The sequence below is a fragment of the Xanthomonas sp. DAR33341 genome (assembly GCF_003992815.1).
Taxonomy (GTDB): domain Bacteria; phylum Pseudomonadota; class Gammaproteobacteria; order Xanthomonadales; family Xanthomonadaceae; genus Xanthomonas; species Xanthomonas cissicola.
The window spans coordinates 1-13812 of record NZ_QEYV01000042.1; the positions used below are offsets into that span (position 1 = coordinate 1).

Annotated in this window: 15 protein-coding genes; 7 read left to right on the forward strand and 8 right to left on the reverse strand. The window is 65.4% G+C overall.

Features of this window, described 5'->3' with window-relative positions; genetic code table 11:
- Nucleotides 1-72 precede the first annotated feature (72 nt).
- From EO156_RS21755 to EO156_RS21775, 5 genes are read left to right on the forward strand one after another with little or no spacing between them, the layout of a single operon-like run.
- Complete coding sequence (locus EO156_RS21755; RefSeq protein ID WP_016850171.1) at nucleotides 73-564, forward strand: TPM domain-containing protein; 492 nt, start codon at nucleotides 73-75, stop codon at nucleotides 562-564.
- A 53-nt stretch (nucleotides 565-617) separates the two neighbouring features.
- On the forward strand, nucleotides 618-1508 hold the full coding sequence (gene lgt / locus EO156_RS21760) for a prolipoprotein diacylglyceryl transferase (protein WP_011050571.1): 891 nt from the start codon (nucleotides 618-620) through the stop codon (nucleotides 1506-1508).
- Nucleotides 1505-2299 (forward strand): thymidylate synthase, encoded by a 795-nt coding sequence (locus EO156_RS21765; RefSeq protein WP_016850170.1) that lies wholly within the window; start codon nucleotides 1505-1507, stop codon nucleotides 2297-2299. Before lgt ends, EO156_RS21765 begins: the two co-directional genes overlap by 4 nt.
- Nucleotides 2300-2352: 53 nt before the next feature.
- On the forward strand, nucleotides 2353-2640 hold the full coding sequence (locus EO156_RS21770) for a hypothetical protein (protein ID WP_016850169.1): 288 nt from the start codon (nucleotides 2353-2355) through the stop codon (nucleotides 2638-2640).
- Entirely contained in the window at nucleotides 2637-3131 is a 495-nt protein-coding gene (locus EO156_RS21775) for a dihydrofolate reductase (RefSeq protein WP_005925793.1), read from the forward strand. The genes EO156_RS21770 and EO156_RS21775 overlap by 4 nt, the downstream gene beginning before the upstream one ends.
- Nucleotides 3132-3242: 111 nt before the next feature.
- Here EO156_RS21775 and EO156_RS21780 read toward each other — a convergent pair whose 3' ends face one another.
- The 7 genes from EO156_RS21780 to msuE form a co-directional block, all read right to left on the reverse strand.
- Nucleotides 3243-4316 (reverse strand): sigma-54 dependent transcriptional regulator, encoded by a 1074-nt coding sequence (locus tag EO156_RS21780; protein ID WP_016850168.1) that lies wholly within the window; start codon nucleotides 4314-4316, stop codon nucleotides 3243-3245.
- Nucleotides 4317-4419: 103 nt separating this feature from the next.
- Nucleotides 4420-5607 (reverse strand): acyl-CoA dehydrogenase family protein, encoded by a 1188-nt coding sequence (locus tag EO156_RS21785; RefSeq protein ID WP_016850167.1) that lies wholly within the window; start codon nucleotides 5605-5607, stop codon nucleotides 4420-4422.
- A 124-nt stretch (nucleotides 5608-5731) separates the two neighbouring features.
- Nucleotides 5732-6490: an ABC transporter ATP-binding protein gene (locus EO156_RS21790; RefSeq protein ID WP_016850166.1), complete on the reverse strand. Its 759-nt coding sequence runs from the start codon at nucleotides 6488-6490 to the stop codon at nucleotides 5732-5734.
- Nucleotides 6487-7338 carry an ABC transporter permease gene (locus EO156_RS21795; protein ID WP_016850165.1) on the reverse strand — a complete coding sequence of 284 codons (852 nt, stop codon included), beginning with the start codon at nucleotides 7336-7338 and terminating at the stop codon, nucleotides 6487-6489. Before EO156_RS21795 ends, EO156_RS21790 begins: the two co-directional genes overlap by 4 nt.
- Before the next feature lie 8 nt (nucleotides 7339-7346).
- A complete protein-coding gene (locus EO156_RS21800) occupies nucleotides 7347-8351 on the reverse strand; it encodes an aliphatic sulfonate ABC transporter substrate-binding protein (protein WP_016850164.1) in 1005 nt (334 codons plus the stop codon).
- An 11-nt stretch (nucleotides 8352-8362) separates the two neighbouring features.
- A complete protein-coding gene (gene ssuD, locus EO156_RS21805; protein ID WP_003487423.1) occupies nucleotides 8363-9526 on the reverse strand; it encodes an FMNH2-dependent alkanesulfonate monooxygenase in 1164 nt (387 codons plus the stop codon).
- Between the two features lie 222 nt (nucleotides 9527-9748).
- A complete protein-coding gene (gene msuE, locus EO156_RS21810) occupies nucleotides 9749-10312 on the reverse strand; it encodes an FMN reductase (RefSeq protein ID WP_016850163.1) in 564 nt (187 codons plus the stop codon).
- Between the two features lie 15 nt (nucleotides 10313-10327).
- Here msuE and EO156_RS21815 point away from each other — a divergent pair, with 15 nt between their 5' ends.
- Complete coding sequence (locus EO156_RS21815) at nucleotides 10328-10549, forward strand: hypothetical protein (RefSeq protein ID WP_029996029.1); 222 nt, start codon at nucleotides 10328-10330, stop codon at nucleotides 10547-10549.
- A gap of 281 nt (nucleotides 10550-10830) precedes the next feature.
- Nucleotides 10831-12942: a TonB-dependent receptor gene (locus tag EO156_RS21820; RefSeq protein ID WP_230577992.1), complete on the forward strand. Its 2112-nt coding sequence runs from the start codon at nucleotides 10831-10833 to the stop codon at nucleotides 12940-12942.
- 152 nt (nucleotides 12943-13094) lie between these two features.
- Here EO156_RS21820 and EO156_RS24065 read toward each other — a convergent pair whose 3' ends face one another.
- Entirely contained in the window at nucleotides 13095-13790 is a 696-nt protein-coding gene (locus EO156_RS24065) for a hypothetical protein (protein ID WP_154666336.1), read from the reverse strand.
- Nucleotides 13791-13812 lie beyond the last annotated feature (22 nt).

Below are 13812 nucleotides of genomic sequence, written 5' to 3' on the forward strand. Positions count from 1 at the left end.
TTTCGGCGGCGGTGGTGGCTGGGGCGGTGGCGGCGGGTCATCAGGAGGCGGTGGCGCCTCGGGGAGCTGGTAATGCGGTGGCTCAGGCATCTCTTCGCGCCCTCGGCGCAGCGCACATTTCCAGCCGCATGCATGGACGCCATTGCAGCGGCGGTGACGGCCAGCGAGCGCTCGCACACCGGCCAGATCATGGTCGCGGTCGAGGCCGACCTGCCACTGGAGGCGTTGTGGCGCGGGCACAGCGCGCGGCAGCGCGCCGAGCAGGCCTTCGCCCAGCTGCGGACCTGGGATACCGAAGCCAACAACGGGGTGCTGATTTACCTGCTGCTGGCCGACCACGCCATCGAGGTGGTGGCGGATCGCGGCCTGCGCAGCCGGGTGCCGGAAGCGCGTTGGGCAGAAGTGTGCCGGCGCATGCAGCAGTTCCTGCGCGAAGGCCAGCACGAAGCGGCTGTCCTGGCCGGCATCGAGGCGGCGACCGAGCTGTTGGCCGAACATTTCCCGGCCACCGACGGCGCGCAGCATGAAGACGAGCTACCTGACCTGCCGCGGATTTTAGGCTGAGCGCGTGCGAGGTGTCAGAATAGCGGCCTCGCTCTACGTGATACGCGGTCCGCATGATCTATCTGCACGCCATCGACCCCATCGCCTTCTCGCTCGGCCCGGTGCAGGTGCACTGGTACGGCTTGATGTACTTGGCGGCGTTTTTCTCGGCCTGGGCCCTGGGCCGTTCGCGCATCCTGCGCGGTCGCTTGCCCGGGGTAGACATGGATGGTTTTTCCGACCTGCTGTTCTACGGCATGCTCGGCGTGGTGTTGGGTGGGCGCATCGGCTACATGCTGTTCTATGCGTTCGAGACCTTCCTGGCCAATCCGCTGATCCTGTTCAAGGTCTGGGAAGGCGGCATGAGCTTCCACGGCGGCCTGCTTGGCGTGTTGATCGCTTGTTGGTTGTGGGCGCGCAAGCACCGGTTGCACTTCTTCGATGTGATGGACTTTGTCGCCCCGCTGGTGCCGCTGGGTCTTGGTTTCGGGAGGCTCGGCAATTTCGTCGGCGGCGAATTGTGGGGAAAATTCACCCAGGCCGGCTGGGGCGTGATCTTTCCGCATGCGCCGGAACTGGCCGACCGGTTGCCCGCGCAGATCCAGGCGCAGTACGCCGCCGGCGCGTTGAACCAGTTCGCACGCCACCCCTCGCAGCTCTATGAAGCTGCGCTGGAAGGGGTCGTGATGTTCGTGGTGTTGTGGACGTTCTCGATGAAGCCGCGCGCACGGTATGCGGTCTCCGGTCTGTTCGCATTGCTGTATGGCGTGTTCCGTTTCATCGTCGAATTCGTGCGCGTACCCGACGCACCGATCGGCTACCTGGCCTTCAACTGGCTGACGATGGGCCAGATTCTGAGCCTGCCGTTGGTTGCGGTTGGCCTGGTGCTGCTGGCGATGTCGCGCCGCGCGCCGGTGTTGCAGCCGGTGCTGCCGGTGCCCGCGGGCGTGGAGGCTGCCAAGTGAAGCCGTACCTGGAGTTGTTGCAGCACGTGCTGGACCACGGCGCAGAGAAGTCCGACCGCACCGGTACCGGCACGCGCAGCGTGTTCGGCTGGCAGATGCGCTTCGATCTCAACGACGGCTTTCCGTTGGTGACCACCAAGAAGCTGCACCTGCGCTCGATCATCCATGAGTTGCTGTGGTTCCTGAAGGGCGACACCAATATCGGCTACCTCAGCGACCATCAGGTGCGCATCTGGGACGAATGGGCCGACGACAACGGCGATCTCGGTCCGGTGTACGGCAAGCAGTGGCGGCGCTGGACCGGCCCGGACGGTGTCGAGATCGACCAGATGCAGTGGCTGGTGGATGAGATCAAGCGCAATCCGGATTCGCGTCGTCTGCTGATCAGCGCCTGGAATGTCGGCGAGCTGCCGCAGATGGCGCTGATGCCTTGCCACAGCCTTTTCCAGTTCTACGTGGTGAACGGCAAGCTCAGTTGCCAGCTCTATCAGCGCAGCGGCGATATCTTTCTGGGCGTGCCGTTCAATATCGCCAGCTATGCGCTGCTGACGCACATGGTGGCCCAGGCCACCGGCCTGGGCGTTGGCGATTTCGTGCACACGCTGGGCGATGCGCACCTGTATTCCAATCACTTCGAGCAGGCACGCGAGCAGCTGACGCGCACACCGCGCGCGCTGCCCAGCTTGCGTTTGAATCCCGAGGTCACCGACCTGTTCGCGTTCCGCTTCGAAGACATCGCCATCGAAGGCTACGACCCGCATCCGGCGATCAAGGCGCCGGTGGCGGTGTGACGAGCGAGTTGCGGCATGGTCCGCTGGTATCCACTTGAGACGGCAGCACTGTGATGGCCAAGCATTCGATCAAGGCACGGGAAAAACTGGCTGATTCGCTGATGGCAATGCAGGCCAGCCTGTTGGTGAATCTCACGAGCATCCTGCTCATCGCACCGATCGGCTTTTTCGGTATTGCCTTGTACAAGGGTGAACCCCTGCAGCTGACGAACGTCTTCGGTGGGCAGTCTTCGGCGGCGCTGGCGGTGATTGCCGTGTTGTACCTTGCGGCTTTCTGCCTTGGAATGATGGGCCGGCACGCGGCGATGAAAATCTACGACACGCTGTATCCGGACCGATGAAACTGACCCTGATCGTCGCCTTCGACCGCAACAACGCCATCGGTCGCGACAACGACCTGCCGTGGAAACTGCCCGACGATCTCAAGCGCTTCAAGGCGCTGACGCTGGGCAAGCCGATCCTGATGGGGCGCAAGACGGCGCAATCGCTGGGGCGTGCGTTGCCGGAGCGATTGAACCTGGTGCTGACGCGTTCGGGGCAGGTGCCGTTCGAGGGCATGCATGCGGTGGCATCGGTGGAACAGGCGATCGAGCGCGCTGCGCAGGATGGCGCGCAGGAGCTGTGCGTGATCGGCGGCGGCGAGGTGTATCGGCTGACCATGCAACGTGCCGATCTGCTGGCGGTGACCGAAGTAGACACGGTAGTGGATGGCGCCGATACGCATTTCCCGCCGATCGACCCTGCGCTGTGGGAGGCCGTGCAGCGCCAATCGCACGCGGCCGATGCCCGGCATGCGTTCGCATTCGACTATGTGGACTATCGGCGGCGTTGACGCCTTTGCGTGAACGATCCAAGCGCGCCGCGTGTGCGGTGACCGCACCCTCGCAGCGCGCCGTGTGAGCCGCGCTATGCGCAGCGTGGTCTCGCAAGCAGCCAGGCGTGACTACCCCAGGCGTTTGTTCACCACCAGCTCGCCCAGTTCGATCAGCCGCGCACGCACGATGTTGCGGCTCAGTCCCAGTAGCGCGGCAGTCTTGACCTGGTTGTGATGGCAGTGCCGATACGCGGCACGGAACAGTTGATCTTCCACCGTCGCATGCAGCGCGCCACCGGCGCTTTCGAACAGGCTGTCGAAGGCGCGTTCGAGCAGGGCCTGGCCGTCTTCGTGGGGGTCGCCGCCGGCCTGGCCTGGCAAGCGCAGTTGCGACAGACGGATGTCTTCGGCGCGCACCACGCCGTCGCGGTGGATCAGCAGGGTGTGGTGGATGACGTTCTCCAGCTCGCGGATATTGCCTGGCCACGGGTACTCGACCAACAGGTGCTCGGCATCCGCGCTGATGGTCACGCGGCCGTGTCCCAGGCGCTGGCTGTAGATATCGACGAAGTGGCGGATCAGCGGCGGAATGTCGCCGGGACGTTCGCGCAGCGGCTTGAGCTCCACGCCCACCACGTTGAGGCGATAGAACAGGTCCTGGCGGAAATACCCATGCTGGATGGCGTGGTCCAGCGGCACGTTGGTGGCGGCCAGTACGCGCACATCGATCGGCACGCTGCGGCGCGAGCCCAGCCGTACCACTTCGCGCTCCTGCAGTACGCGCAGCAGCTTGACCTGGATCGGCATCGGCAGGTCGCCGATTTCATCCAGAAACAAGGTGCCGCCGTTGGCCTCCTCGAACCAGCCGGCCTTGGCGCTCAGGGCGCCGGTGAACGCACCTTTCTCATGCCCGAACAGTTCGGCATCGACCAGCGACTCGCTGAAGGCGCCGCAGTTGACCGCCACGAACGGGTGGCGGGCCCGCGCGCTGCGATGATGGATGTGACGTGCGACCAGCTCTTTGCCGGTGCCGGATTCGCCGACGATCAGCACGCTGGCTTCGCTTGGCGCAACCCGTTCGAGGTGCGTCAGCAATGCCTGGGAAGATGGGTCTTCGAACACGTGCGCGGTGGCGCGCACGGCGTTGCCGGTGAGCGCGTGTTGCTGCGCTGCAGGCAGGGTGAGCAAGCGGACATCGGACATGGGACGGGCTCGTGCGTGGGGGAGGAAGGGCGCGAGGCGGCGTCGGTTCAACACGGCGGGACGCGAGGTCCGAGTCGGAAATGCAGGTGACGCATCGTCGGGCTCAGGAATAGAAACTGGGAGTGGGTGGCTGTTGCCGCAGCGCCCATTCGCCGAGTTCGCGCAGCTTGTAATCGACCGGATCGTGCAGCGTCTGGGTGCGCAGGTTGCGCCAGTAGCGGTCCAGCCGCAGCGCGGCATGCGTGGCACGCGCGCCGGTGACCTCGAAGAGTTTGCTGCACACCTCCAGCCCGACGCGTGTGGTGGCGACCTTGGCGGCGGCCACCGCCAAGGCGACTTGCGCGCGCTCGTCGCGGCCGAGCGCATGCTCCTTGCGCCAGGCGGCGTCGAGCAATCCGGCAGCGCGGTCGGTCAGCAGCCGGGCGCTTTCCAGGCCCAGCCAGAATTCGCCGTAATGGGCCAGGATGTAGGGGTCTTGGCTGGCTTGTTCGACCCCGGAGCGGTGCCAGGCGCGGGCTTCGCCCAGGGTGTAGCTGCGCGCTTCCTCGAATGCGCCCTCGGCAATCCCCAGGAACAGATGCGCGAACAGCAACTGCGCGATCAAGGGGCGCAGACAGGCGAACGGAGTGCTCAACGGACCGGGATCCAGCAATAGCTCGCTTTCTTCCACGCGGACGCGCTCGAAGGTGGTGCTGCCGCTGTCGGTCTGGCGCTGGCCGATGTTGTCCCAATCGTGGCCGAGCGTGATGCCGCTGCGCGCGGTGGGAATCGCACCGATCAACAATTTGCCGCTGCGCTCGTCCAGGGCCGAGGCGATCAGCATTTGCGAATCGATGGCGCCGGAACAGAAACTCTTTCTGCCGGAAAATTCGCGCCAGCCTTCGCATTGCACGGCGACGGTGCGGGTATCCAGGGGGTTGAGCGCATTGCCCCAGAACCACTGCTTGCGCGCGGTCTGCTCCAGCCACGGCTGCCACTGCGCGGGCTGGCCAAACAGCCGCACGGTGGCGAGCATCAGATGATGGAAGCCGAACACATGCGCGATGGAGCTGTCGACCTTGGCGAAGGTGCGCACGACCTGCAGCACCTCGCTCCAGCTTGCGCCGAGGCCGCCGTACTGCACCGGAATGCTGAGCGCGAGCAGGCCGCTGTCGCGCAATGCATCGCGCTCGGCCTTGGGAGTGCCGCCGCGCGCATCGCGCTCGATCGCGGTGTCGGCGAACCCGGCAGCCAGGCGCTGGGCGGTCTGCAGCGGATTGAGCAGGGTCGGTTGCGGTTGGCGGCTGGTCATGTGCGGTGGCCTTGTGCAGATGCGAAGGAGTGGGGCGCTGACCGGACAATGGTCGGCACGTAGTGCGGAAGATCGCCAGCTGGGCATGTCGCATCCGGGAGGGCATTCCAGCACCGGCCAGCGTTCAGAACACATGGAGGCTGTGCAAGGCCGCAAGCAGGTCCTGGCGGGCCTGCCGCAGCGCCGCCTCATGCGCCTGGCGATCGCGCGGACGCGGCAGCTCCAGCCGCTGGGCATGCGCGATCGTTCCGGGCTGGCCACCGATGACGATGACGTGGTCGCTCAGGTAGACCGCTTCGTCGATGTCGTGGGTGACCAGCAGCACGCTGAAGCCATGTTCGCCGGCCAGGCGCAGCAGCAGGTCCTGCAGCTTGATGCGGGTGAAGGCATCCAACGCGCTGAAGGGTTCGTCGAGCAGCAGCACGCGCGGTTGCCGGTACAGCCCGCGTGCCAGCGCCACGCGCTGCGCCTGGCCGCCGGACAGCTGTTTGGGCAGCGCGGTTGCGTAATCCAGCAGGCCGACCTGGGCCAGCAACTGCTGCACGCGCGCAGATTGCCGCGCGGCCGCCGGCGATAGATCGACCTCGTCGGCGAAAGCGACATTGGCGGCCACATCCAGCCACGGCAGTAGCCGCGGCTCCTGGAAGATGAAGCCGATCTGCCGGTCCACGCCACGCACACGGGCGCCATCCAGCGCCACCTCGCCGGCGTAGTCGCGCTCCAGGCCGGCCAGGATACGCAGCAGGGTGCTTTTGCCGCAGCCGCTGGCGCCGATCAAGCTGACGATCTCGCCGGGTGCCAGCTGCAGGTCGATATCGCGCAGCACCTGGCGCGTGCCGAAACGTTTGCCGGCGATGTGCAGCTGCAGGCCGGAGCTGCTCACCTAGGGCTCCCAGGGTGGCCGGGCGCGCTACGATTCTGCAGGTTGTCGCGCCAGCGCAAGGTGCGCGATTCGATGCTCTTGAGTAGGCCATCGCTGAGTTTTCCGAGCAGTGCGAGCAATACGATGGCGCCGATCACGATGTCCGGTCGCGAGGTTTCGCGCCCGTCGCTCAGCAGATAACCCAGCCCGCGGGTGGCAGCGATCAGCTCGGCGGCGACCAGGAACATCCAGGCCAGACTCAGGCTGGTGCGCAGCCCGGTGAAGATGGACGGCAGCGCCGCCGGCAGCAGGATGCGCCGCACCAGGCGTGGTTTGGACAGCCCGTAGCTTTCGCCCAGCTCCACCAGCGTGCGGTCGACCTGGCGCAGGCCGCCGACCACGCCCAGATACACGGGGAAGAACGCGCCGATGGCGATCAGGGTGATCTTGGGCGCCTCGTCGATGCCCATCCACAGCAGCAGCAACGGCACCCAGGCCAGGCTGGGCACTGCGCGCAGCGCCTGGAAGCTGGGATCGAGCAGGCGTTCCAGCCAGCGGCTCAGGCCCACCGCCACACCGACCAGCAGGCCGAGCCCGGCGCCGATGGAGAAGCCCGCCAGCACCCGCAACACACTGGCGCCAACATGACTGGCCAGTCCGCGGCTCGCCTCGTCGGCAAGCGTGCGCAGGATCTGGCTGGGCGGCGGTAGCAGGTAACTCGGTGTCCAGCCCAGCGCCGAGGCAAGTTCGAGCCCGGCGAAGAAGATCAGCGGCAGTAGCCAGCCCAGGCTGCTGGCGGGCAGCCTGAGACGCGGTCGCGGCGGGGTGCCGGCCACGGAGGCGGAAACGCGCAAGGAGGTGTCGTTCATCGCCGTGCTCAGGCCTGCGCCACGCCTGCGCGCTTGGCGTAGCTGGGATCGATCAGCCCAGCCAGCACCTTGCCCAGATCGGTGCCGGGACGGACCAGGCCCTCTTCGAGCAGAATCGGCGCGGCGCTCTGCAGCGCTGCCCTCTCTTCCGGACCAATGACCGGATTGCGCAGGTCGGTGCGCTGCAGCTGCAGCGTGGCGACCTGGGGCAACAGCCGGGCCTCTGCGGCGATCAGCGCGGCCAGTTCGCCCGGGTGCGCGATCGCCCACGTGCGTGCTTTTTCGTAGGCCTGGATCACCAGCGGAATCTGCTCGGGGTACGCGGAGGCGAACGTCTCGCTGACATTCAAGAAGCCGCGCGAATTGAAGGCGGTGTTGCGGTAGATCAAGCGCGAGCCGGCCTCGATCTGGCTCGCGGCCAGGTGCGGGTCCAGGCCGGACCACGCGTCCACATCGCCGCGTTCCAGTGCAGTGCGCCCGTCGGGATGCTGCAGATGCACGATATCCACCGCGCTCTTGCTCAACCCGGCCTGCCGCAACGCGCGCAACAGGAACAGGTAGGCGTCGGTGCCCTTGGTGGCGGCGATGCGTTTGCCTTTGAGTTCGGTCAGCTGCCGGATCGGCGAATTCTTGCCGACCGCCAGCGCGATCCATTCCGGGCGCGAGTAGATATACACGGCCTTGATCGGATTGCCGTTGGCGCGCGCCAGCAGCGAGGCCAGGCCAGCGGTGCTGCCGAAGTCGATGCTGTTGCCGCCCAGATATTCCAGCGCGCGATTGCTGCCGGCCGACAGCACCCATTTGACCTGGGTGCCCTGCGCCTTGAGCGTTTCCTCCAGCCAGCCGAAGTGTTTGAGCACCAGCGAAGTCGGCGAGTAATACGCGTAGTCCATGCGCAGTTGTTTGGGCACTGCACCCTTGGTTTGCGCGAAGGCGGTGCCGGACAGCAACGGCGGGGCGCCGAGCGCGACGCCGGCGAGGGTTCCGAATTTGAGCAGGTTGCGACGCTTCATGAGTGCTCCCGTCAGCGCGCCGAAGCGCGCGGCACGATGGTGTTGGCGATGACTTCGCCGAAGGGTCCGCTCAGTGCCTGGCCAGGAAGTTTTTGCTTGACCGTGCGCGGCAGCAGCGGGAACACCAGCTCGGCGAAACGGTAGGCTTCTTCCAGATGCGGGTAGCCCGAGAAGATGAAGGTATCGATGCCGAGCGCGGCATATTCTTCGATCCGCTTGGCCACGGTCTGCGGATCGCCCACCAGCGCGGTGCCGGCACCACCACGCACCAGGCCGACGCCAGCCCACAGGTTGGGGCTGACTTCCAGATCGGCGCGGGTACGGCGCTGACCGCGGCTGTGCAGTGCGGCCATGCGTCGCTGGCCGACCGAATCCATGCGCGCAAATGCACTTTGCGCGCGTTCCACGGTTTCGTCGTCGAGATGACTGATCAGCGACTCGGCCGCCGCCCACGCTTCTGCCTCGGTCTCGCGCACGATCACGTGCAGGCGGATGCCGAAGGTAAGCGTGCGCCGCAGCGCCGCGGCCTTGCTGCGGACCGAGGCGATCTTTTCCGCAACCGCATCCGGTGGTTCGCCCCAGGTCAGATAGGTATCGACCTGCTCGGCGGCCAGATCGTGCGCAGCGTCGGAAGAGCCACCGAACCACACCGGCGGATACGGCCTCTGCACGGTGGGATACAACAGCTTGGCCGCCTTCACTTGCAGATGTTTGCCGTCGAAGTCGTAGCTCTCGCCGCTGTGGCTGTGGGCGATGATCTCGCGCCAGATGCGGATGAATTCTGCCGATGCTTCATAGCGTTCTGCGTGGTCCAGAAAGACGCCATCGCCTTCCAGTTCGCCGCGGTCGCCGCCGGTGACCAGGTTCACCAGCAGGCGCCCGCCGGAGAGGCGGTCGAAGCTGGCCGCCGTGCGCGCGGCCAGCGCGGGCGCCATCAGGCCGGGACGCAGCGCGACCAGAAACTTCAGCCGGCGCGTCGCATTGATCAGGCTCGATGCGATGACCCACGGATCCTCACAGGAACGGCCGGTCGGAATCAGTACACCCTCATAGCCCAGCGTATCGGCGGCGACCGCCACCTGGGTGACGTATTCGGCGCTGACCTGGCGTGCGCCATCGCTGGTGCCCAGGTAGCGGCTATCGCCGTGGGTGGGGATGAACCAGAACATGTCCATGGTGGGTCTCGGTCATGCGCGTCCCTCGCAGCAGCCCGCACATCATGTGCAGGGATTGAATGGGGAGTTCGTTGCAAGCGTGTTCGGTTTCGACCAGGCGGCTGTCTTCTGGGGCACCGGCAGCTGCGGCGATTGGCTGGCCCCCGTGGTTTGGAAAAGTCCGCATCCTGTGCGTGCATCTGCATCTGCATCTGCATCTGCATCTGCATCTGCAGCGTGCAGTCAGGCAATGCGCAACAACGCATCGGTGCGCGCGCCAAGCACGCCCGCGGCGCGCTCTGCGGCCAGCTCGATGCGCTGTCGCACGGCAGGGTTGACCACGCGATACTCGTGGAAATCCGTCTCGGTGGCGTAGATGCCGATCGGTAGGGTCACCGCCTGGAAGAACGAAAACAGCGGGCGCAGTTGGTGATCGATCACCAGCGCATGCCGCTCGCTGCCGCCGGTTGCCGCGAGCAGGATCGGTGTATCGATCAACGCATTGATATCGATCAGATCGAACAGATGCTTGAGCAAGCCCGGATACGAGCCGCGATACACCGGTGCGACCACCAGCAACAGGTCGGCCGATTCGATCTGGCGCAGCGCCTGCTCCGCGGCCTCGTCCAACTCGCTGCGCCACCGGGCGGCGCCCAGCGGCCGGGCGATATCGCCCAGCTGGATGATGCTGGGCCTGATTGCCACGCGCTGCCCGAGTTCGGCCAGGGTCGCCTCGGCTAATGCCAGGCTGCGCGATGGGCGCGAGGTGCTGCCGGAAACGGCGACGACATTCAACGGACTGCGCATGCGAAGAATCCTGTGATGACGATGACGATGACGATGACGATGACGATGGCGGGCGGTCACGCGACCCTGCGTGGCGCCCGCACACCGATGGTGTTGCTGCACAAACACACGCTGGCAGCTGCAGGCTGTTCGTGTGCCGACAGCGAGGCATTCCATCTGACTGCACGGCGGAGGACATGGCAATGGCACAGGGCGCTCAAATGCGTCGATCGCTTATCAGATTTGAGAATGACCTGATGAAAAAACCCTGAAATCTCGGGTTTTTCGGCTTGCGCCGGGCGTTGCTCATGGCGTTTGTGGCATGACGATAGTGCGCGCGGAAATGACCGCGCGAAAAATGTTGGTGGAGAAACACCGAATCAGCATTTCGCCGCCCTGCAGGCACGATGCTGAGCGTTATCGACGGCATTTTTGCGCGTGATTCCATGTGCGACGGCCTTGGCGCGTCGCTGGCACGCGATGTGCGTGTGCAGCATCCAGCCGCGCCACGATGCGCAGACGATCAAGCGGAGAACACGATGTCCACGAACAGACGCGCAGTGCTGTACTCGGCGATTGCCTGGGTGATGGCCGCTTCGGCGCAGCTGCCGGCGCAAGCGCAGCCGACCGATGCCGAGACCGATGCACAGGTGCACACGTTGCAGGCGGTGACGATCAAGGCCGAGCGCAAGCCGGAACAGGCGCAAGCCGAGCAAGCCTTGCAGACGGTTGCCGGCAACACGGCGCTGGTGGACAACGAGCAGGTGGAACGTGGGCGCGCTGCCAGCGCCGAAGACGTGCTGGCTTTCCAGCCGGGCGTATTCGCGCAGTCCACCAGCGGCAACGCGGCCGCCAAGATCTCCATTCGCGGCTCCGGCCTGAATACCTTTTATGGCGGCTACGTGCTGGGCACCAAGTTTCTGTTCGACGGTCTGCCGATCACCGGTCCCGGGGGAACCCAGGAAGATCTGCTCAGCATCGCCGGAGTGAATTACACCGAAGTGCTGTACGGCGCCAACGCCTTTCAATATGCGGCCACCAGTCTTGGCGGCGCGATCAACTTCGTCACCCACACCGGGCAGACCTCACCGGGAACATATCTGCGGGTAGAGGCGGGGAGCTACGGCTATCGCAAGCAGCAGATCAGCAACGGCGGTGCGGCAGGGAATTTCGATTGGTACGTGTCGCTGCTGCACAACAGCCGCGACGGCTACCAGGACCTTACCGACACCAACGGCCGCGAGCTGGTCGCCAATCTTGGGTATCGCTTCGGCCCGCGCCTGGATACGCGCCTGCTGCTGCGTTACCGCGAAGAAGAGTTGATCAACGGCGGCACGCTGACCCTGGCGCAGATCAACAGCGGCTCGCGTGCCAACCCGGCCCCCTATGGCCGCAAGAAAGGCGGCACCACGCTGGTGGGTAGCAAAACCACCTATGTCTTCGACGATGACGCGCGCCTGGAGTTGGGGGTGGACCTCAACAACTATCCGCTCTACAACAGCTGGCGTTATTCCACCACGCCGAACCTGTGGCGATCGACCGACATCAACACCAGCGTGCGTTACTTGCGCAGCGGCGACATCTTGTTCGGCCGCAACCTGGACACCAGCGTGACCTGGAGCGATACGCGGCTGGCGTTCGGCGATGCGCGCACCCACGACCGCGACAGCTGGCGCCTGCTCAAGGAGGTGCGCTATACCGGGTCGCGCGACACCGTTCTGGCGCTCGGTGGCGAGTTGCAACTGGATGCGTCCTCATGGCTGTCGGCAGGCGTGTCGCTGATCAATATCGATCGGGACGTGCGCGTGGTGCAGTCGACCACCGCCAACACCAGCGTGTATCCGCAGCGTTATGCATTGGATACATGGTACGCAGCCCCACGCCTGGGGCTGCGCTATCGGCTGACGCCGGATCTGCAGGCATTTGCCAATGTGAGCCGCTCGATCGATCCGCCGGTCACCTGGCAGATCAGCGGCGGCGGGGTGGCCACACCGTTCGCGCGGCCGTTGGTGCCGCAAAAAGCCACCACCGCCGAAGCGGGCGTCCGCGGTAGCCACGGCATCTTCGATGGCAGCCTCACCATCTACCGCTCCTGGATCAACGACGAACTGCTGACCGTGGTGACCCAGCAGGCCACTGCCAGTACCGATGCGGTGGTGGCCAACGCCAACGCCGGGCCGACCGTGCATCAGGGCATCGAGGCCGCGCTGAGTACGCGCGTATGGGACGGCGACGATGGCAGCGGGTTGAGTCTGCGCCAGGCCTATACCCTCAACGACTTTCATTACCGCCGCGATGCCGCGTTCGCGCAGAATGCGTTGCCCGGCTTGCCGCGGCAGGTCTATCAGGCCGAGTTGCAATACGCGCATGGCAGCGGCTTTTATGCGCATCTCAATGTGCGCGCAGCGTCCAGCTATTACGTCGATTTCGCCAATACGCTCAGGGCGCCCGGTTACGGCTTGCTGGGCGCCAAGCTCGGTTACGGCTTGCCGAGCGGGCGCTGGAGCGCCTGGGTCGATTTACGCAACCTGGCGAACAAACATTACGCCACTGCCACCAGCACCGCCTACGACCTGCAAGGGCGCGATTCCAATGTGTTCTATGTCGGCGACGGTTTCAGCGTTTTTGCCGGCGCATCGCTGCGCTTTTGAGTGCGGCCGCTGCTTGCCGTCGCCGATGAGCGCATGTGTTCGTCGCGTTTCCGAGGTCGTTGCAAATGTGCATGCCATCAGGTGATTTCCGGGGATTATCAGTAAATGGATTTTGCTGCTGTGTGGACGCTGGATCAGCGGCTGATGACAGGTCATGATCGAAATTGATTACGGATATTGCTGCGTCGACGCGGCAATTGCTGCAGTTCCGTCCTGCTGGCGTGGGCATGCGATGGGCATGCGATGGGCATGCGATGGGCCTGCAATGGGCCTGCAATGGGCGCGCGGACTGCGATGAGGCCACGCATACCACCGGCGCGCAGCGGGATCCAACACCTGGAGCGATACGAATGGCATTGCTGGAAACCGCAAGAGGTCGACAAGCCCACTTGCATCACCGTACGACCTTTCCTTCGCAGTGCGGCGGTCGGCTGGCAGTGGCATGCATGGGCGATGCATGCCCTGCGGTGGCCGGCGATGCGGTCGCTACGCACGTTGGCGTGCTGGCCGCGATGCGGGTCGATGCTGACGGCGTGGCGGCGAAGGACGCTGCGCACGCCGCTCTGCACGCTGTAGCGGGTGGCGCGATCCCGATCGATCTGCAGCAGCGGCGGCGACGCGTCGCGACCAGACAGGATGTGCTGGCGTATCAGCCCGGCGTCGTTGCGTTGGCCGCAGCTGGCGCCGACGGGTTGAAGAGCAACATGCGCGGTTTGGGCAATCGTCGCGTTTCGGCCACGCTCTGCGCGCAGCTCGGTGCGGATCCGCGGACACGGCCGTGTCCGCGCCACCGCGAGCCCGCGTTCGACAACGCCGGCAGCGCGACGCAGCAGCAGGCCCTGCGGCATCGGCGTGCGGCCATGCCGCCGG